We start from the raw sequence: 18,183 nt of genomic DNA, 5'->3' as shown, positions 1-18,183 counted from the left end.
ATGAGTGACCCCCCTCCTCCGACTTCAGGGTTGCGCGGCGCGCTGGGCTCGCTCTCGGCGCGGCTGCTGATCGCGTTCCTGCTGCCCACGCTGGCGCTCTTCGGACTCACGGGAGCGGCGAGCTACGCGCTGGCGCGCTCCATCCTGGAGGAGGAACTGGGGCAGAGCCTGTCGGCCATCGCCGCCGCGACAGCCAGCCAGGTGAGCGGAGAGCGGATGCTCACCATCGAGCCCGGGGACGACGTCCAGGGCACGCGCACGTGGCGCAACCTCACCCGGCTGCTGGCGGACGTGCAGAAGTCGAGCGGCGTGCGCCGGGTGTTCGCGGTGGATGTGCAGGGGCGGGTGCGGGTGGACGTGGGCGGCGGGCTGCCCGTGGGCGTGGAGGTTCCGGAGCTGGCCAGGGACAGGCTGGAGCTGACGCGGGTGTTCGCCGGGGAGCGCGCGGCCAGCCAGGTGCTCTTCAAGGGCTCGGACGGACGGCTCTACAAGACGGGCTACGCGCCGGTGCTGCAGGGAGACACGGTGGTGGGCGCGGTGGCCGTGGAGGGCAGCGCGGCCTTCTTCGGTCCGCTGGCGCAGCTCTCACGCACCTTCACGGTGGCCACCGCGGTGGCGCTGGCGGTGCTGGCGGCGGTGGCGGTGCTCACGGCCCGCGGGCTGGCCCGGCCGCTGCGGCGGTTGATGGACTCGGCGCTGCGCATCGGGCGGGGAGACCTGACGACGCCCGTGCCGCCCGAGCCCACCCGGGAGATTGGCGTGCTGGCCAGGGAGCTGGAGGAGATGCGCGGGGCGCTGGAGAGTCGGGACCGGCAGCTCAAGCTGATGCTGGCGGGGGTGGCGCACGAGGTGCGCAACCCGCTGGGGGGCATCGAGCTGTTCTCCGGTCTGCTCGCGGAGGACCTGCGGGCCGGCAGCGCCACCGACGCCGCCGAGCACGTGGGCCGCATCCAGCGCGAGGTGGCGTACCTGCAGCGCATCGTGGAGGACTTCCTGGCCTTCGCCCGCGAGCAGCCGCTGGCCCGGGCACCGGTGGAGGCCCCCGCGCTGCTGTCGAGCGCGTGCGAGCTGCTGGCCATGGAGGCGGAGGCCAAGGGCGTGAAGGTGGAGCTGGAGGCGGCGCCCGCCCGGCTGGAGGCGGACGGGAGCCTGCTGACGGCCGCGCTGGTGAACCTGGTGAAGAACGCCGTGCAGGCCTCGCCGCCGGGCGCGCATGTCCAGGTGACGGGGCGGGCCGAGGCGCGGCACTACGCCATCCAGGTCCGGGACAACGGGAGCGGCATCCCCGAGGCCGAGCGCGAGCGCATCTTCGAGCCCTTCTTCACCACGCGGGAGAAGGGCACGGGGCTGGGGCTGCCGCTGGCGCGGAAGATCGTCCGGGCGCACGGCGGAGAGCTGGAGTTCACCTCCACGCCGGGCGCCACCACGTTCACGCTGACGCTGCCGCTCGGCACGAGGAGCCCCTCCTGAGAGGGGCCTCGCTCCCCGAGCCTCGAGCAGCTCAGTTCACGGTGAACTGCTGGGCCATCTCGCTCACTTCGGTGGACACCGCCTCCAGCGTGCCCGTGGCCTGCTGCGTGGACTCGAGCCGCTTGAGCGTGCTGTCCATGATCTGCGACAGGTCCGCGATGGCGCTGAAGATCTGCGAGATGCCCGCGTTCTGCTGATTCACCGCCGCGACGATCTGCCGCATCGCCGCCGAGTTCTCCTGCGACAGCTTGGACAGCTCGCGCAGGCTGTTGCTGGACGCCCTCATGCGCTCCAGGCCGCCCGCGATGTCTCGAGAGCCCTGCTCCACCATCTGCGCCGCCGCCCGGATGGCGCCAATCACCTCGCCCAGGATGGTGCGGATGCGCGTGGTGCTCTTCACCGACTGGTCCGCCAGCGCTCGAATCTCCCGCGCCAGCACCGCGAACCCCTTGCCGTTGTCTCCGGCGCGCGCCGCCTCGATGGCCGCGTTCACCGCCAGCAGGTTCGACTGGTCCGCCATGTCCTTCACGGCCTCGGTGATCTCGCCGATCTGCGTGGCGCTCTCCGCCAGCCGGTTCAGCTTCACCTGCATCGCGTCCACGAACTGCTGGATCGTCGCCAGGCCCTGCATGGACTGCTCGATGGCCGCCTCGCCCTCGTGGCCCAGCTCCTCGGCGCGCCGCGCCACCCGGAGCATCGACTCGGCCCGCTCGGACGTCATCTGCGAGGTGTGCTTGATCTCCTGGGACGTCACCTGCGTCTCCTGGATCGCCGCCGCCTGCTGGTTGAGGCTCTGCTGCTGCTCGTTGTTCGCCTCGCTCAGCTCCTTGCCCGCCGCCACCAGCCGCGTGGCCGACGACGCCAGCGTCTCCGGGATCTGCCGCAGCTTGCCCAGCACCGAGTTCAGCGCGAACGCCAGGTCGCCAATCTCATCCGTGGACACCCACTCCGGAGAGGAGATGCGCCCCACCGCCAGGCCCTCGATGGCCTTGCCCACCGCGCTGGCACCCTGCGCCTGCCGCCGCGCCAGCATCCACGCGGTGATGGTGGGAAGAATGAGCGCCAGCACCGCCACCCACGGCAGCACGAAGGCCAGGTCCGAGAACATCGAGCCGCTCAAGTCCTGGATCGTCTGCGCGGACTTCGTGGCGCCCTCCGCCACCAGCTGCGCGTGGAGCGCGTCGCGCAGCCCCAGCAGCTTCACCACCACCACGCAGATGCACAGCATGAGCGTGGCGATGATGGAGGCCACGAACGTGAAGGGCAGGAACCACGTCTGCCGCGGCCAGAACGCGCCCGAGCCCTGCAGCAGCAGCGACGCGTGCGCCTTGCGCTCCTTCATCGCGTGCGGCAGCCCCAGCCTCTCCAGGCTGATGCCGAACGGGAAGGACACCACCACGCCGAAGCAGAACGCGATCAGCGTGCCCAGCAGCACCCGGATGGGCCCCTTGTCGTGCACCAGGCTCACGATGAGCGCGAAGGCGAAGCCTCCCACCGTCCAGGCCGCGTACGAGATGAAGAGGCTGGCGCGCCAGGGCATCCGCAGGATGCGCCGCAGCCTGTCTCCCGGAGCGTCCCCGGGCAGCTGCCGCAGCGTCTCGGAGGCCAGATAGCGCAGCGCCACGTACGGGTACGCGACGCAGCACAGTGCCGAGATGGGCAGCATGTACTGCACCACGGACGTCAGCGCCTCGGTGCTGGGCACTCCCAGCGCCATGGCGATGAGGTACGCGCAGATGAGGAAGGGTGCCAGCACCCACATCAGGAACAGCAGACTCCCGCGCTTGGAGAAGTCGCGAATGAGCTGATCGTCGTTGGAAGGATCCACGGGCGCCATTCAAGCCAAGAAATCCGCCGCTGTGAACTGCCCTTCCAAATAAAAAGCGCGGAAAGCTCTCAATTCAGGAGAGCTGGACGCCCCCCTTCACTGGGTGTCCCACTCCCCCCGCCATGGGTTGAGCCCATGCCTGCCCACCTTCCGAGTCTCAACCCGCCCTGCCGCCGAGCGCGGCGGCGCGGGCCTTCTCCAGCAGCCGGCGCAAGGGGGCTTCATCGGCCCGCTCCAGCGCCTCGGCCCACCCCAGCCACTGGGCGCCGAAGGACTCGTTCGGATCATGCACCAGCGCCTCCGGGTTCTCCGCGATGACCAGGTAGCGCACATCCAGGTGGAGGTGCTCGGGCTCGTCCTTTCGCGCGGGGATGCGGTGGACGTCCACGTCCAGCGGGCGCGGCGCGGCGGGGTGCAGCCGCACCTGGCAGCCCGTCTCCTCGCGGGCCTCGCGCAGCGCCGAGGCCTCCATGCTGCCGCCGTCCTCCACCTCCGCGTGCCCTCCGGGCTGCAGCCACCGCTTCAGCTTCCCGTGGTGGATGAGCACCACGCGCTCACCCGCCGGGTCCACCACCACCGCGCTGCCCGTGAAGTGCGCCGTGGGCTGCGAGCGGGAGAAGGGGCTGGGCAGCTCGGAGGCGAAGGCGCGCATGCGCTCCAGGTCCTCGCGCTCCTTGGCGTCCGCGGGCGCGTGGTGGGAGAGCAGTTCCAGCAGGGCGGAGTCCGTCGTCGAGGCCATGGCGCGGATAAAGCGCATGTGGCCACGCGGCGCCAGCGGCTTCTGGTGGCGGACAGGCGCGCGCGTCCCCGGGTGCCGCGAGCCGACGCCATGTGTTGTAGTGACACCCGCCCCCGACCTGGGGGAGAAGGCAGCCATGGCTCGCGTCCTCGTCATCGATGACCACGACACCCTCCGCGAGGGGATGACCGTCACCCTCACCCGCTCGGGGCACACCGTCGCCGCGGCCCGCTCGGGCGCCGACGGGCTGGCGGCCTACAAGAAGTCCCCGTTCGATCTCGTCGTCACGGATCTGAAGATGGACGGGATGGACGGCATCGCCGTCACCAAGGCCCTCAAGGCGCTGGACCCCGCCGCGGTGGTGATGGTGGTGACGGCCTTCGGCACCATCGAGACGGCCGTGCAGGCGATGCAGGAGGGCGCCTACGACTTCATCACCAAGCCCTTCCCGCCGGACGTGCTGCGCGCCAAGGTGGAGAAGGGGCTGGAGCTGGCCAACACGCGCCGCCAGGTGGAGAAGCTGAGCGCGCGCACCGCCGCCCATGACGCCGACGCCGCCCTCACCCATGGCACCCTGGTGGGCGAGAGCGAGCCGGTGCAGAAGCTGCTGGCCCAGGTGCGCAAGGCCGCCGCCAGCGACGCCACCGTGCTGGTGCGCGGCGAGAGCGGCACCGGCAAGGAGTTGGTGGCCCGGATGCTCCACCACCAGTCCCCGCGCAAGGACGGCCCCTTCGTCGTCGTGCACTGCGCGGCCCTGGCGGAGACGCTGCTGGAGAGCGAGCTGTTCGGCCACGAGCGCGGCGCCTTCACCGGCGCGGTGAAGCGCAAGCTGGGCCGCTTCGAGCTGGCCGACGGCGGCACCCTCTTCCTGGACGAGATTGGAGAGATTCCGCCCTCCGTGCAGACCAAGCTGCTGCGCGTGCTCCAGGAGAAGGAGATCCAACGCGTGGGCGGCGAGGAGACGCTCAAGGTGGACGTGCGCGTGGTGAGCGCCACGCACCGCGACCTGCAGGCCGAGGTGAAGGCGGGCCGCTTCCGGGAGGACCTCTACTACCGGCTGCACATCGTCCCGCTCATGCTGCCCCCGCTGCGCGAGCGCCCCGAGGACATCTCCGCCCTGGCCCGCCACTTCGTCACCAAGCACGCCCCCCGGGTGAACCGGCGCGTGAAGGGCCTGGACGACAGCGCCCTGCGCGCCCTGGCCCGCCACGCGTGGCCCGGCAACGTGCGCGAGCTGGAGAACGTCATCGAGCAGTCGCTCGTCTTCGCCGAGGGCGAGGTGCTCACCGAGGCGGACCTGCCCTCGCACCTCAGCACCAGCACGCCGCGCACGGACGCCACCGGCCTGCCCATCCCCCACGGGGACCGTCCGCTGCCAGACATCCTCGAGGACATCGAGCGGCAGCTGATCGCCCGGGCCTATGAGAAAGCCGGCGGAGTGAAGACGGAGACGGCTCGCCTGCTGGGCATCAAGACGTCCGCCCTGTACTACAAGCTGGAGAAGTACGGCTTCATCTCCAAGGGGGAGGCCCCCGAGGAGGGTTGAACCCTCGAAAAACCATGGTTACGTCCGCTCCCCCGTGACTTTCCACCGCCCCAGCCCGCTCGGGGGTGTGCGCCCCCGGTTCCGAACCCCTCGGAACTGCTGGGCTTCTGTTCGCAGCGGAAGCCCAGTGCGGGCTTGCGAGCTGGCATCTGCTTTGCTGAGGATGGGGGAGTCATGAAGCGCCCCCTGCCCCTGCTGCTGCTGTGCCTGCTCGTTGGAGCGCCCGCATGGGCGGCCTCGGGGCTGGAGGCGGTACGCACGCAGGCCCAGGCGGCACGCGCGGGGGTGCGCGCGCTGCGCGAGCGGCAGCAGGCGCTGCGCGGAGAGCTGAACGGGCTGGCCTCTCGCATCGAGACGCTCAAGGCGGAGCGCCAGGGCAAGCTCACCTCGAGCGCGGAGCTGGATCAGGCGCTGCGGCGCTCGCAGGAGCTGAGCGGCGAGCTGACCGGGCTGGCGCAGGCGGTGGCGAGCGCGGAGGGCGAGTCCGAGCGCGCCCACGTGGCGCTGCACGCGGCGCTGTCCGAGGAGCTGGCGCGGGTGCGGGCGGCGTGGGACGCCACGAGCGACAGGCAGGAGCGCTCCCGGCTCCTGTCGCGGATGCGCGAGCTGCGCACCGAGCGGGACGCGGTGCGCGCGGCCCTGCCCGCCTCGCGCGTGCCGGCCCTGAGCCCCGCCGACGCGAGCGATGACCCCGAGGATCTGCTCGAGCAGGCGGACGCGCTGCGCGACTCCGAGGACAAGGTGAAGCAGCGGCTGGGCGCGCTGAAGACGCGCATCGCCGAGCTGCGCGAGGAGAAGGATCTCGAGCGCCGGATGAATGACTTCCTCGGCGAGGAGGCCATGTTCGACGAGCAGGACCGGCGCATGCGCCTGCGGATGAACTCCAACAAGGACCTCCAGGCGGAGCCGACGCCTCCCCGCGACGGCCCTCCGGGCTTGTTGATCGAGAATGATGGCACGCCGCAGCGCCCGCCGCCGGAGACCACCCCGGGCGTGTCCACCGCGTCGGAGCCCGTCCGCGCGAGCGATCACCGGCCCGAGGTGAACCGGGTGCGCGCGCAGCAGCTGGCCGCCGGAGACTTCGACAACCTGGCCACCCTCGAGGCCGAGGCGAGGCAGTTGGAGTCGCTGGCGAAGGACCTGGACGCACGCGCCCAGGCCATCGAGCGCCGGGTGCGCGAGCTGAAGTAGGCGCCCCCGGGCCGGCTCAGAACAGGTCCACCTGCACATCCAGCACGAGCACGGCCTGCAGGCGCACCTCCTGCTCGGGCATGCGGCCCTTGCCTCGGACGATGAAGCTCATGGAGGGCGCGGCGACGAAGGGCTGCAGCTCCGCGTCCACCATGTCCATCCTCAGCACGGGGTTGGGAGCGGAGAGGCTCAGCCGGGAGATGTCCTGCTTGCGGGCGATGCGCTCCTCCTGATCGCCGGCCTTGGCGAAGAACTCGAGGGTGTCCAGGAAGGTGAAGTCCGCGGTACCGGGGCTCAGCAGCCGCAGCTCCAGGGACTTGGCGCGCACGGAGCTGACCTCGTCCTTGGTGATGCCCTGGTTCTTGAAGTCCTGGTTCTGGTTGAAGTCCAGCCCGCTGAAGCTGGCGATGGGGGGGAAGGCGTTGAGGCCAGTGGTGGTGCCGGGGGGGCCGGAGGGCACGGTGCTCTCGCCCTTGAGCTCCGTAGGAAAGGAGGCAGGGGCGCAGGCGACGAGCGCGAGGCAGGCCCAGGGGGGGATCAGAGATGCGAGACGCATGAGGGGACTGTAACGGGGGTCCGTCGCCCCGTCACCGGCGAGGCGGGCGGCCCCGGCTTCTCGTGAACAAGGCGTGCAGGCAAAGCCCACGGTATGGTGGGTGTGCGTGCTACGGCCCCTCTCCACGCTCCTGCTCGCCGCTCTCGTGCTCCCTGGGGGAGCTCGCGCCGCCGACACGGAGGGAGCCCTGCGCCTCACCACCCGGCTGATGGTGGACTCGAACGCGCCGCGGGACTTCCACAGTTCCCAGACGCCGGCGCCGCTGCCGGACATGGGCCTGAGCCTGCTGGCCGCTGGCGAGGGCCGCGTCACCGGCGAGAGCCTCCAGCTGGTGGGCCGCTATGAGCTGGGAGGCCGAAAGTACATCCGCTACCCCACCGAGGACGTCCTGGTGCAGGCCGCGGCGCTGGAGGGCTCCACGGCCCTGGGCACCCAGCTGGGCCTGGGCGTGGAGGGGCGAGCCAAGGACCGGCGCGGCGGCAGCCGGGACTACTCGGACCTGGGGGCCAGTGTCTTCCTCGAGTACGTGCCGGACGTGCGGCTGGCGCTGCGGATCCGCGCCGGAGCCCACCGCTTCGTCTACCGCCCGGACTGGCAGGCGAACTTCGGCGGCTCCGAGGTGGGCTTCCTGGGGCGCTACCGCTTCAACCGCCGCCACTCGCTGAGCGTCTTCGGGGACTACGGCGCGCGGCGCTACAGCGTGGAGGCGCGTCTCCCCCCGGAGGGGCTCGAGGGCTTCTCCCTGGGCCGCCGGAGGGACGGGGCGCTGGCGGCGGGAGCCACCTACACCTACCGCGGACCGGTGGCGCTGGGGCTCACCTATTCCTTCCAGGAGATCAGCTCCAACAGCTTCGGCGAGACGATGCTGCGGCACCGGCTGAGCGCCAGCGCGGGGCTACGGCTGCCGTGGCACGTCACCCTGCTGGCCCAGGGAGCCCTGGGGCTGAGCCGCTACCCGGACGGCATCTACCTCTCGCCGGAGATCGTCCTCCTGGAGGAGGACGAGGGGCAGAACTCGCTGTCGCTCAAGCTGGCGCGCCCCATGGGCGAGCACCTGGACGTGGAGCTGTCCTACTCCCTCTATGGCACCCGCCTGCCGCGCAACGAGCTGTCCTATCTCCGGCAGGTTGCGGGGGTGGGGCTGACCTGGCGCATGTAGGTCCGGGTAGACTTGTGGCCTTCCGCACGAAGGCGCGGGGGGTGGGAGAGATCATCGAGCGCCGGGATGTGCGAGCATGGCGCTTCTCAGGCAGCGCCCCTCTTCATTCCAGGGAAGGAGACACCCGTTGGACTGGTCCGCCTATGCCCACGAGCAGGGACTCGGCCGTGAAGTGGGAGAGAACCTGGTCCGTGCGAAGCAGCTCTCGCGAGGCCCACACCTGACGACGGGAGATCTCCTGCGCGCGCTGGTGCGAGACACCGGGCATGCGGGCACCGCGTGCGCCGCGCTGGGGCTGACGGCCGAGCGGGTGGAGCACCCGCTGGAGGAGCTGGCGGTGACGCCGGAGCCGCTGGTGCTGCAGGGCCCCAAGGAGCTGTCGGGGCCGCTGGCCTCGGTCATCCTCCACGTGCAGGACGAGGGCAACCTGCTGGGCCTGCAGACGACGGGCTCGCTGCTGCTGGCGCTGCGGCCGGACCGGCTGGATGTGACGGCGGGGCCGGCGGATCCGCTGGACTCGCCGGGGCATGGCGAGCTGGCGCTGGAGATGCTGGGCATCGAGCGGCTGCGCCTGCGCGCGGCGGTGCTGGAGGCCATCGCGCGCAGCCACCCGGACACGCGGGACTGGGAAGCCCGGGCGGAGGGTTTCCTGCGCCTGAGCCGCTTCCACATGGCCTACCCATACCCAGGAGAGACGGAGCCGCCCTCCGCTCACTCCGAGGCGAACGAGGAGGCGGCCCGGCTGCCGGCCATGGCGGCGCACTACCTGCAGGCCTCGGAGGAGGACCTGAAGTGGCTGGGCAGCGCGCTCTATGACGAGCGGAAGAAGTGGTTCGTGGTGCGGCTGGTGCGGCTGACGGAGTCGGTGCACCCGAAGCTGCTCGAGCCGCTGATCTGCGCGGCCATCTACGAGCAGGACCCGAGCCGCAACCGGCACTTCGTGGATGCGGCGGTGCGAGGCGTGGGCCTGGCGCAGGTGCACGAGCGGCTGCTCTGGTACATGCGGCAGGGCGTGGACGCCGAGAAGGCGGGGGCGATGCGGGCGCTGTACTGGTGCCCGCCTCCGGACGCGGACTCGGTGAAGGAGACGGCGCGCGGCCTGCTGGATGCGTTCCAGCGGGAGACGGACCTGGACGTGCGGCGCACGGCGCTCACGAAGCTGGCCGGCATCGACTGGAGAGCGATGGACTCGGGGCTCCGGAGCCGGCTGGCGGAGGTGCTCCGGCTGGCGGCGGCCCACCCGGACGTCTACATCCGCCACCGGGCGGATGCGATCCGCGCCGAATTGCGCGGCGTCATCTCCTAGGAGCGATGCGCGGCTGCCAGCGCCCCTTCGAACTCGAGCAGCCACTTCTTCGTGGGCAGGCCCCCGCCAAACCCCGTGAGGCTCCCGTTGGAGCCGATCACCCGGTGGCACGGCACGATGAGAGGAATCGGGTTCTGCCCGTTCGCGAGCCCCACCGCGCGCACCGCCTTGGGGCGGCCAATCCGGGTTGCCACCCGGGCGTAGCTGACCGTCTGGCCGAAGGGAATGCCGCTCACGGCGCGCCACACCTCACGCTGGAACTCCGTTCCACCCGCCGCGAGCGTCACGTCTTCGAAAGTCGTCCGGCGGCCCGCGAAGTACTCCTGGAGCGCCGTGCAGGCCCGGTCCAGGTGAGCCCGAGCAGGCGCGGTGCCTCGCGCCGCGGGCAGCGTCTTCTCGTCGCAAGCAAAGAGGATGGCGACCAGGCCCTCCGGGCTCGCGGCGAGCCGCAGCTCTCCAATGGGAGTGTCGAGACGCGTGGTGGCGAGGGCATCCGCCATGGGGATTCTCATGTTTGTGTCCTCCGCGCTCAGGCCGCCACGCTCGGCACTGCGTCGAGCATGGGCTCCGTCCACAGCAACAGCGCCGCGTAGCCCCGCCATGGGCGCCAGGCCTCCGCCATGCGCTCGAGCACCCGAGGCTCGATGGCCACGCCGCCGCCCGCGACCTTGCGAAGGCCGAGGTCCGCCGTGGGGAACGCATCGGGCTCACCGAGCGCGCGCAGCGCCACATAGTGCGCCGTCCACTCGCCGATGCCCGGCAGCGTCACGAGCCGCGCCACGCTGTCCTCGAGGCTCTGGCCCGGCTTCAGCTCACACGCCCCCGACGCGCACGCCGCCGCCAGGCTCTTCAAGGCATGGATGCGTCCCCCCGTGAGCCCGAGCCCGGACAGGTCCGCCTGGGCCAGCTCCTCGGGCGTCGGAAAGAGGTGAGTGAGCCCATCTCGCGCGTCGCCCACCGGCTTGCCGCTGCGCTGCACCAGGCGTCCCGCCAGCGTCGTCGCTCCCTTCACGGAGACCTGCTGGCCCAGCACGGCGCGGACCGCCAGCTCGAAGGGCTCGAACGTGCCGGGGATGCGCAGGCCCTGCGCCCGCGCGAGGCGAGGCCCGAGAATCGGATCGCCTCCGAGCGCCAGGCCGATGGCCGCGGGGTCCGCGTTGAGATCGAACAGCCTGCGCAGGCGCGCCACGATCTGCCGAACAGGCGCGGTCCCCGCACCGTCGATGCGAACCGAGAGGGAGCGCTGCTCCGGCTGGTGAGAGACTTCGATGAGGCCGGTGCCGCCGCCCAGGCGGTAGGTCCGACGGTAGGTCTCCGCCGTCACCCCCTCGACCCCCGGGATCGCTCGCCCTCCGAGATAGGCTAGGACCCGCTCCCAGTCGAACGGCGGGCGATAGCCGAGCCGGAGTAAGATGGCCGCCGAAGCCCCCGCCTCCGTGCTCTTCGTGGGACGACGCAGGGCGCTCGGGCTGCGACCGTAGGCCTTCCGCACCGCATCATTGAACCGGCGCAGGCTCTGGAAGCCCGCGGCGCTGGCCACCTCGCTGAACGGCAGCGACGTCTCGGTGATGAGCTGCTTGGCCGCCAGCAAGCGCCGGCTGCTGGCCACCTCGTGTGGACTCGCCCCCAGGTGCCGCACGAACACGCGGTGGAGCTGGCGCACGCCCACCCCCAGCCTCGTGGCGAGCTGCTCCACCGAGCCCTCATCCAGCGCCCCTTCGTCGATCAACCTCAGGGCCCGCGCGACGCTCGCCTCGGTCCCAGCCCAGGCGGGCGTGTCCGGCGCCGTCTCCGGCCGGCAGCGCAGACAGGAGCGATACCCCAGCGCCTCGGCGGCCGCGGCGCTCGGGACGAAGACGCAGTTCTCACGCTTCGGCGTCCGCGCGGGGCAGATGGGCCGGCAGTAGATGCCGGTCGTCTTCACGCAGGTGAAGAACCGCCCGTCGAACCGAGCATCCCTCCCCGAGAGCGCCCGGTAGCAGAGGTCCTGATCGAGAAGATCTTGAGGTGCCATGGAGGAAGAGATGGCAGGCCTGGATCCGGGGCGCTCGCCAGAATTGGACATCAACGCCCCGGCCTGCTCAGGACAGCTCCGAGAGCCGCTCGTCTATCTCCTCGGCGAGCCCCGGGTGGCCCTGGGCCAGCGCCAGCTCCCGCGCCCTTCCGAGCACCTCGCGCGCCTGGGCCTCCTGCCCCGCTCCCACGTGGGCATCCCCCAGGGACACCAGGGCCGCCGCATAGCTGGCATCCAGCCGGACCGCCGCCTCCAGGCTCTTCACCGCCTCGGCATACTGCCGGCGCTCCAGATACGCCTTGCCGAGGGAGAAGTGCGCCATGGGCGAGTCGGGAAACTCCGCCGCCATCTGCTTGAACTGCTCCAACCGGGCATCGCTCATGCCCCCCTGATAGAGGAGAGCCACGACGGTTGCCAAGGGAGACGTGCGCCCCTGGCCCTCCACTGCTCGCAGCCCCTGAGTCAAGCCCCCCGCGTGCCCTCCCACACCTGGGTGTCCAGAGCACAAAGCCATGTCTGTCTTTACCGGGTCAAAAGGCATCCTGAACTCCAGGACAGGCCAAAGTCTCGTGCATGGAAATTCTTCGCTTTTGTATCAAATATTCATGCGTCTCCCGTCCAATCCCTTCTCAGACGCCCGGGCCTCTCGTCCGCGATGTCACCTCCTCGTTCCCCTCTTCACCCTCGTGGCGGCCTGGGGCTTGCTCGCGTGCGGCGGAGCTTCCGACGAGGGGCTCGCCCACGGCGGCAGCTTCTCGAGCCCCATGTGCGGAGAGGAGGACGGGGACGCGTCGATGTCGGACGGAGGCATGAACACGGACGGTGGCGGCCCACTGGCCCCCTCCGACCTACCGGCCACCCGCGCCGAGGCGGCGCGCTTCCTCACCCAGGCGACGTTCGGCCCCACCGACGCGGAGGTGGATCGGCTCATGGCCATCGGCTACAGGGCCTGGCTCGACGAGCAGTTCGCGCTGCCCCAGAGCCTGCACCGGCTCTCCTGGGAGGCCGCGGACAGCCGGCTCAAGGCGACCCAGCCCCTGGCCAGCGCCGGCCAGCGCGAGGTGCTCGACAGCTTCTGGAAGCAGGCCGTCACCGGCACGGATCAGCTCCGCCAGCGCGTGGCCTTCGCGCTGTCCGAGATCCTCGTCATCTCCATGGTGGACACCTCCGTGGGCGAGAGCCCGCAGGGCGCGGCCGGCTACCTGGACATGCTGGGCCAGAAGGGCTTCGGCAACTACCGCGAGCTGCTGGAGGCGGTGTCGCTCCACCCGATGATGGGCCTGTACCTGTCCCACATCCGCAACCAGAAGGGCAACGCGCTGCTGGGGCGTCACCCGGACGAGAACTTCGCACGCGAGGTGATGCAGCTGTTCTCCATCGGGCTGCACGTGCTCAACCCGGACGGCACGCGGGTGCTGGGCGCGGATGGCACTGCCCTGCTCACCTACTCGCAGAGCGACGTCGTCAACCTGGCCCGGGTGTTCACCGGCTGGAGCTGGGCCTGCCCCGCCGGCCCGGACATCAACTGCTTCTACGCGGGGCGCACCGCCGAGGGAGAGCAGGATTTCACCCGGCTCTACAGGGCGATGCGCAGCTATCCCCAGTACCACTCGCGGCAGGAGAAGCGCTTCCTCAGGGCGGTGATCGCTCCCCAGGCCGAGTCGGATCCGGCCGCCAGCCTCCAGGTGGCCCTGGACACGCTGTTCCAGCACCCCAACGTGGGGCCCTTCCTGGCCCGGCAGCTCATCCAGCGGCTCGTCACCAGCCACCCCTCGCCGGACTACGTGTACCGGGTGGCCTCGGCCTTCGCCAACAACGGGGCGGGCGTCCGCGGGGACATGAAGGCCGTCATCCGCGCGGTGCTGCTGGATCCCGAGGCCCGGGACATGACGAAGCTGGCGGACCCCACCTTCGGAAAGATTCGCGAGCCGGTGGTGCGCCTGACCAACGTGCTGCGAGCGCTGAGGGCTCACTCCGACTCGGCCTCCTTCCTGGTGGGCTTCACGGATGACCCGAGCTACCTCCTGGGGCAGACGCCGCTGCGCGCCCCGAGCGTGTTCAACTTCTTCATGCCCGGCCATGTGCCCCCTGGCACCCAGGCCGGAGCCCTGGGGCTCACCGTGCCCGAGATGCAGCTCGTCCACGAGACCTCCGCGGCGGGCTACGTGAACTTCATGCGGGACGCGCTCCAGTATGGCGTGGGCCACTTCGGGCTGGATGCGCGGGCCACGCGCCGGGACGTGCAGCTGGACTTCAACGTGAGCGGCTCGTCGCCGGAGCTGGCGCTCGCCGACTCGCCCACCGAGCTGGTGGAGCGCATGAACCAGCTGTTCCTCTATGGGCAGATGCCCCCGACGCTGCGGAGCGAGCTCGTGGCCGCCGTGGGCGCCATCCTGGTGCCCGTGCCCAACGGCTCCAACCAGGCCCAGGTGGAGGCGGCGCGCCGCAACCGGGTGCGCGCCGCCGCGCTCCTCACCGTGGCCTCACCCGAGTTCATCGTCCAGAAGTGAGCCCCGAAAGGCCTCCATGAGCCGCGCTACCTCTCGCCGAGAGTTCCTCCGCCGCACCGGCCTGCTGACCTCGCTGTTGGGGGTGGCCCGGGCGCCGTTCGCCTTGAACCTGATGTCCCTGGGCGAGGCCGCCGCCCAGAGCGCCCCCACCGACTACAAGGCCCTGGTCTGTCTGTTCCTCACGGGTGGCAATGATCCCTTCAACACCGTGCTCGCCACGGATGCCAGCTCCTGGAGGGCCTACACCACGGCGCGCGCGAGCAGCCTCGAGGTGCTGGCCCTGGACCCGAGCAAGCTGCTGCCCATCTCCCCCGTCAACGCGCGGGGCCGCACCTTCGCGCTGAACCCGAGGCTCGCGCGGCTGCAGGAGCTGTTCGCGCTCAAGCGCCTGGCCATCGTGCCCAACGTGGGCCCGCTGTGCCAACCCACCACCAAGGAGCAGTACAACACCTCCGACTACCCCCGCCCGCCCAAGCTCTTCTCCCACAGTGATCAGCAGGCCGTCTGGCAGGCCTTCCAGCCGGAAGGCAACCTCAAGGGCTGGGGCGGGCGCATGGGGGACCTGATGCTGGCGGCCAACGGAAGCGCCAGCAACTTCACCTGCGTGTCGGCCACCGGCAACGCCCTGTGGCTGGTGGGCAACGCCGCGCGCCAGTACCAGCTGGGCGCGACGGGCGCCATCCGGATGGGCTCGGACGGCGGCAACCAGGTGTATGGCTCCACGCAGCTGGCCTCGGCGCTGGAGCGGGTGGTGGGCGGCAGTCGGAGCAGCCACGTGCTCGAAGCGGACGTGGTGGCGGTGTCGCAGCGCTCCATGAACAGCGAGCGCATCCTGCGCGGCGCGCTGCCCAACCCCAACGTGGCGCCCTACGGCAGCGCGCCCTTCTGGATGGATCCGCTCCTGCAGTACGACAACCCGCTGACGTACACGAAGATGTACAGCCCGCTGGCGCACCAGTTCCAGATCATCGCCCGGATGATCACCGCCAGCCAGGCCCTGGGCGTCAAGCGGCAGGTGTTCTTCGCCAGCCTGTCCAGCTTCGACACGCACCAGAACCAGCTCAGGGACCACGCCAACCTGCTCTCGCAGGTGAGCCACGCGCTGGGCTACTTCGACGCGGTGCTGGGAGGCCTGGGGATGCGCAACCAGGTGACCACCTTCACCTCCTCCGAGTTCGGCCGCACCCTGGGCACCAACGGCGGTGGCTCGGACCATGGGTGGGGCTCGCACCACTTCGTCATGGGCGGAGCCGTCAAGGGCGGGGACCTGTACGGCCGCTTCCCCGACTACAGCCTGCGGTCCGCCAGCGGCGATGACTTCCTCAGCCCCGATCTGCTGGGCAACGGCGCGCTGCTGCCCGCGCTCTCCGTGGACCAGTACGCGGCCACGCTGGCCCGCTGGTTCGGGGTGTCCGAGACGGACCTGGAGCTCATCTTCCCCAACCTCTCGCACTTCTCGGTGAAGGACCTGGGCTTCATGGCTTGAGCCTCGCGCCAACCGGGCATTGCTCATGCACCTCTGATAGAGGAGGAGCCATGACGGTTGCCAAGGAAGACGTGCGCCCCCTCGCCGAGAACGCCCGGGCGGCCTCCCGGACGCTCGCCATCGCCCCCACGCGCCAGAAGGATGAGGCGCTGCGGAGCATGGCCCGCCACCTGCGCTCGGCCGCCCCCGCCATCCTCGCCGCCAACGCCGAGGACGTGTCGGCCGCCCGCTCGGCGGGCAGGAACGCGGCCTTCGTGGACCGGCTCCTGCTGGACGCCCAGCGCCTGGAGGCCATGGCCCGCGCCGTGGAAGCGGTGGCGGACCTGAAGGACCCCGTGGGCGAGGAGACGGAGCACTGGAAGCGCCCCAACGGCCTTCAGATTCGCAAGGTGCGCCTGCCCCTGGGCGTGGTGCTGATGATCTACGAGTCCCGCCCCAACGTGACGAGCGACGCCGCCGCCCTGTGCCTCAAGAGCGGCAACGCCGTGCTCCTGCGCGGCGGCAGCGAGTCCGCGCGCTCCAACCAGGCCATCGCCCAGGCGCTCCAGGCGGGCCTGCAAGAGGCGGGGCTCCCCGAGCACTCCATCCAGGTGGTGCCCGCCGGCGAGCGCGAGTCCCTCCTGGAACTGCTCAAGCTGGAGGGGCTCATCGATTTGTGCATCCCCCGAGGCGGCGAGGGGCTCATCCGCTTCGTGGCGGAGAACGCGCGCATCCCCGTGGTGAAGCACTACAAGGGCGTCTGCCACGTGTACGTGCACGAGGCGGCGGACCTGGACATGGCCGCGCGCATCACCGTGAACGCCAAGGCCAGCCGCCCCGGCGTCTGCAACGCCGCCGAGTGTCTGCTGGTGGACCGGGCCGTGGCCGAGCGCTTCCTGCCCACCGTCGCCCGTGCACTGGTGGACAAGCAGGTGGAGCTGCGCGGCTGCCCCACCACCGTGGCGGTGCTCAGCCGGGCCGGCGTGCCGGTGAAGCCCGCCGCCGAGGACGACTACGGCCGCGAGTTCCTGGACCTCATCCTCGCCGTACGGGTGGTGAAGGACCTGGACGCGGCGCTGGCGCACATCGCCCGTTACGGCAGTGAACATACCGAGGCCATCGTCACCGCGGACGAGGCGGCGGCCAGCCGCTTCACCCGGGAGGTGACGGCCAGCGGGGTGATGTGGAACGCCTCCACGCGCTTCAACGACGGGGGGGAGCTGGGGCTGGGGGCGGAGATTGGAATCTCCACCAGCCGGCTGCACGCCTTCGGCCCCATGGGGTTACGAGAGTTGACGAGTCAGAAGTACGTCGTCCACGGACGCGGTCAGGTGCGCTAGGGTGGCCCCCCACACATGGCACTGAAGAAGAAGAAGACGAGTTCCCAGAAGGCGAAGAGTGGCGCGAAGAAGACACCGGCGGCGCGCGGCAAGAAGCCGACGGGCAAGAAGCTCCCGGCGCGCCGCAGGCTGGCACCCACCAAGGGGGCGCGGAAGAAGTCCACCCTCCCCGCGGCGCCGCCGGAGCTGCCCGCCGGCCCACCCGAGAACCCCCGCGCGAAGGCGCTGGCGCACAAGATTGCCCAGCTGCTGCTCGACAAGAAGGCCTCGGACGTGCTCGTGCTGGACGTGCGCGGCATGGCCTCCTACGCGGACTACATCGTCCTGGCCTCGGGCGAGAGCGACCGACAGGTGAGCGCCATGGCCGAGAACGTCCACGTCAAGGTGAAGACGGAGGACGGCCTCCACCCCACGGGCACCGAGGGCACGGAGACGGGCCAGTGGGTGCTGCTCGACTACGGCGAGGTGGTGGCGCACCTGTTCCTCAACGACGTGCGCGCCTTCTACGATCTCGAGGGCCTCTGGGCCGACGCGCCCCGGGAGAAGCTCTCCTGAAGGTCCGCCTCCTCTCGATAGGCAAGGACCGCTCGGGCCTCTTCGCGCCGGGCGTCCAGGAGTATGCCTCTCGACTGGCGCACTACACGCGCTTCGAGCTGGTGGAGCTGCCCGAGGCCAGCGGCAAGAAGCTCAAGCCCGGAGATGCCAAGGCCGCCGAGGCCCAGGCCATCCTCGGGCGCCTCAAGCCCCAGGACTGGCTGGTGGCCATGGACGAGCGCGGCAAGCAGCTGGACTCGGTGGAGCTCAGCCGATACGTGGCCAAGGCGCAGACGGGCGCGAAGGATCTGCTCTTCGTCATCGGCGGAGACGAGGGGCTGGACGAGAGCGTCCGCCAGGCTGCCCACCTCACGCTCTCGCTGTCCCGGATGACGCTGCCACACCGGCTGGCACGGCTGGTGCTCGTCGAGCAGCTCTACCGCGCCTTCACCCTCATCAAGGGTGAGCCGTACCACAAGTGACGCGGGGCGTCGGAGCGTCAGGAGGTTTTCGGGCCTGGCGTCC

Annotated in this window: 16 protein-coding genes; 10 read left to right on the top strand and 6 right to left on the bottom strand. The window is 70.8% G+C overall.

Features of this window, described 5'->3' with window-relative positions; translation table 11 throughout:
* Positions 1-1,470 (top strand): sensor histidine kinase, encoded by a 1,470-nt coding sequence (locus tag KY572_RS10240; RefSeq protein ID WP_224242361.1) that lies wholly within the window; start codon positions 1-3, stop codon positions 1,468-1,470.
* Positions 1,471-1,501: 31 nt separating this feature from the next.
* Here KY572_RS10240 and KY572_RS10235 read toward each other — a convergent pair whose 3' ends face one another.
* Both KY572_RS10235 and KY572_RS10230 read right to left on the bottom strand, forming a co-directional pair.
* Positions 1,502-3,298: a methyl-accepting chemotaxis protein gene (locus tag KY572_RS10235; RefSeq protein ID WP_224242360.1), complete on the bottom strand. Its 1,797-nt coding sequence runs from the start codon at positions 3,296-3,298 to the stop codon at positions 1,502-1,504.
* Between the two features lie 157 nt (positions 3,299-3,455).
* A complete protein-coding gene (locus tag KY572_RS10230) occupies positions 3,456-4,037 on the bottom strand; it encodes an NUDIX hydrolase (RefSeq protein WP_224242544.1) in 582 nt (193 codons plus the stop codon).
* A 136-nt stretch (positions 4,038-4,173) separates the two neighbouring features.
* Between KY572_RS10230 and KY572_RS10225 the strand changes: the two genes are divergently transcribed.
* Both KY572_RS10225 and KY572_RS10220 read left to right on the top strand, forming a co-directional pair.
* The gene (locus KY572_RS10225; RefSeq protein ID WP_224242359.1) at positions 4,174-5,583 is read left to right on the top strand and encodes a sigma-54-dependent transcriptional regulator; all 1,410 of its coding nucleotides are present in this window, start codon (positions 4,174-4,176) and stop codon (positions 5,581-5,583) included.
* A gap of 174 nt (positions 5,584-5,757) precedes the next feature.
* A complete protein-coding gene (locus KY572_RS10220; RefSeq protein WP_224242358.1) occupies positions 5,758-6,774 on the top strand; it encodes a TetR family transcriptional regulator in 1,017 nt (338 codons plus the stop codon).
* A gap of 16 nt (positions 6,775-6,790) precedes the next feature.
* Here the strand turns inward: KY572_RS10220 and KY572_RS10215 are convergent, their stop codons facing one another.
* Complete coding sequence (locus KY572_RS10215) at positions 6,791-7,330, bottom strand: hypothetical protein (RefSeq protein WP_224242357.1); 540 nt, start codon at positions 7,328-7,330, stop codon at positions 6,791-6,793.
* Between the two features lie 106 nt (positions 7,331-7,436).
* Between KY572_RS10215 and KY572_RS10210 the strand changes: the two genes are divergently transcribed.
* Complete coding sequence (locus tag KY572_RS10210; protein ID WP_224242356.1) at positions 7,437-8,489, top strand: hypothetical protein; 1,053 nt, start codon at positions 7,437-7,439, stop codon at positions 8,487-8,489.
* A gap of 127 nt (positions 8,490-8,616) precedes the next feature.
* Positions 8,617-9,795 (top strand): hypothetical protein, encoded by a 1,179-nt coding sequence (locus KY572_RS10205; protein ID WP_224242355.1) that lies wholly within the window; start codon positions 8,617-8,619, stop codon positions 9,793-9,795.
* Here the strand turns inward: KY572_RS10205 and KY572_RS10200 are convergent.
* From KY572_RS10200 to KY572_RS10190, 3 genes are all read right to left on the bottom strand, one after another.
* The gene (locus tag KY572_RS10200; RefSeq protein WP_224242354.1) at positions 9,792-10,307 is read right to left on the bottom strand and encodes a methylated-DNA--[protein]-cysteine S-methyltransferase; all 516 of its coding nucleotides are present in this window, start codon (positions 10,305-10,307) and stop codon (positions 9,792-9,794) included. The two genes, KY572_RS10205 and KY572_RS10200, sit on opposite strands and share 4 nt — an antisense overlap.
* 17 nt (positions 10,308-10,324) lie before the next feature.
* Positions 10,325-11,809, bottom strand: coding sequence for a DNA-3-methyladenine glycosylase 2 (locus KY572_RS10195; RefSeq protein WP_224242353.1), 1,485 nt, complete (start codon positions 11,807-11,809; stop codon positions 10,325-10,327).
* A 67-nt stretch (positions 11,810-11,876) separates the two neighbouring features.
* Complete coding sequence (locus KY572_RS10190) at positions 11,877-12,215, bottom strand: tetratricopeptide repeat protein (RefSeq protein WP_224242352.1); 339 nt, start codon at positions 12,213-12,215, stop codon at positions 11,877-11,879.
* 388 nt (positions 12,216-12,603) lie between these two features.
* On the opposite strand from KY572_RS10190, the gene KY572_RS10185 reads away from it, so the two are divergent.
* Genes KY572_RS10185 through KY572_RS10165 form a run of 5 tightly spaced genes read left to right on the top strand, consistent with a single transcriptional unit; the run spans position 12,604 to position 18,140 of the window.
* Complete coding sequence (locus tag KY572_RS10185) at positions 12,604-14,319, top strand: DUF1800 domain-containing protein (protein WP_224242351.1); 1,716 nt, start codon at positions 12,604-12,606, stop codon at positions 14,317-14,319.
* 16 nt (positions 14,320-14,335) lie between these two features.
* Positions 14,336-15,805 carry a DUF1501 domain-containing protein gene (locus tag KY572_RS10180; RefSeq protein WP_224242350.1) on the top strand — a complete coding sequence of 490 codons (1,470 nt, stop codon included), beginning with the start codon at positions 14,336-14,338 and terminating at the stop codon, positions 15,803-15,805.
* A gap of 50 nt (positions 15,806-15,855) precedes the next feature.
* Positions 15,856-17,124 carry a glutamate-5-semialdehyde dehydrogenase gene (locus KY572_RS10175; protein WP_224242349.1) on the top strand — a complete coding sequence of 423 codons (1,269 nt, stop codon included), beginning with the start codon at positions 15,856-15,858 and terminating at the stop codon, positions 17,122-17,124.
* Positions 17,125-17,139: 15 nt separating this feature from the next.
* Complete coding sequence (gene rsfS / locus KY572_RS10170) at positions 17,140-17,679, top strand: ribosome silencing factor (protein ID WP_224242348.1); 540 nt, start codon at positions 17,140-17,142, stop codon at positions 17,677-17,679.
* Complete coding sequence (locus KY572_RS10165) at positions 17,676-18,140, top strand: 23S rRNA (pseudouridine(1915)-N(3))-methyltransferase RlmH (protein ID WP_263451580.1); 465 nt, start codon at positions 17,676-17,678, stop codon at positions 18,138-18,140. The genes rsfS and KY572_RS10165 overlap by 4 nt, the downstream gene beginning before the upstream one ends.
* Positions 18,141-18,183 lie beyond the last annotated feature (43 nt).

It is taken from the genome of Hyalangium gracile, assembly GCF_020103725.1.
GTDB lineage: Bacteria > Myxococcota > Myxococcia > Myxococcales > Myxococcaceae > Hyalangium > Hyalangium gracile.
The sequence above is the reverse complement of the archived record's forward strand: the minus strand, read 5'-3'. Positions and strand labels throughout refer to the sequence as shown.

Bases quoted from the DNA above. Each gene is read 5' to 3' on its own strand.
- KY572_RS10215 (WP_224242357.1), bottom strand. From the start codon at position 7,330: ATGCGTCTCGCATCTCTGATCCCCCCCTGGGCCTGCCTCGCGCTCGTC.
- KY572_RS10180 (WP_224242350.1), top strand. From the start codon at position 14,336: ATGAGCCGCGCTACCTCTCGCCGAGAGTTCCTCCGCCGCACCGGCCTG.
- KY572_RS10175 (WP_224242349.1), top strand. From the start codon at position 15,856: ATGACGGTTGCCAAGGAAGACGTGCGCCCCCTCGCCGAGAACGCCCGG.
- KY572_RS10225 (WP_224242359.1), top strand. From the start codon at position 4,174: ATGGCTCGCGTCCTCGTCATCGATGACCACGACACCCTCCGCGAGGGG.
- KY572_RS10230 (WP_224242544.1), bottom strand. From the start codon at position 4,037: ATGGCCTCGACGACGGACTCCGCCCTGCTGGAACTGCTCTCCCACCAC.
- KY572_RS10220 (WP_224242358.1), top strand. From the start codon at position 5,758: ATGAAGCGCCCCCTGCCCCTGCTGCTGCTGTGCCTGCTCGTTGGAGCG.
- KY572_RS10240 (WP_224242361.1), top strand. From the start codon at position 1: ATGAGTGACCCCCCTCCTCCGACTTCAGGGTTGCGCGGCGCGCTGGGC.
- rsfS (WP_224242348.1), top strand. From the start codon at position 17,140: ATGGCACTGAAGAAGAAGAAGACGAGTTCCCAGAAGGCGAAGAGTGGC.
- KY572_RS10200 (WP_224242354.1), bottom strand. From the start codon at position 10,307: ATGAGAATCCCCATGGCGGATGCCCTCGCCACCACGCGTCTCGACACT.
- KY572_RS10185 (WP_224242351.1), top strand. From the start codon at position 12,604: ATGTCGGACGGAGGCATGAACACGGACGGTGGCGGCCCACTGGCCCCC.
- KY572_RS10195 (WP_224242353.1), bottom strand. From the start codon at position 11,809: ATGGCACCTCAAGATCTTCTCGATCAGGACCTCTGCTACCGGGCGCTC.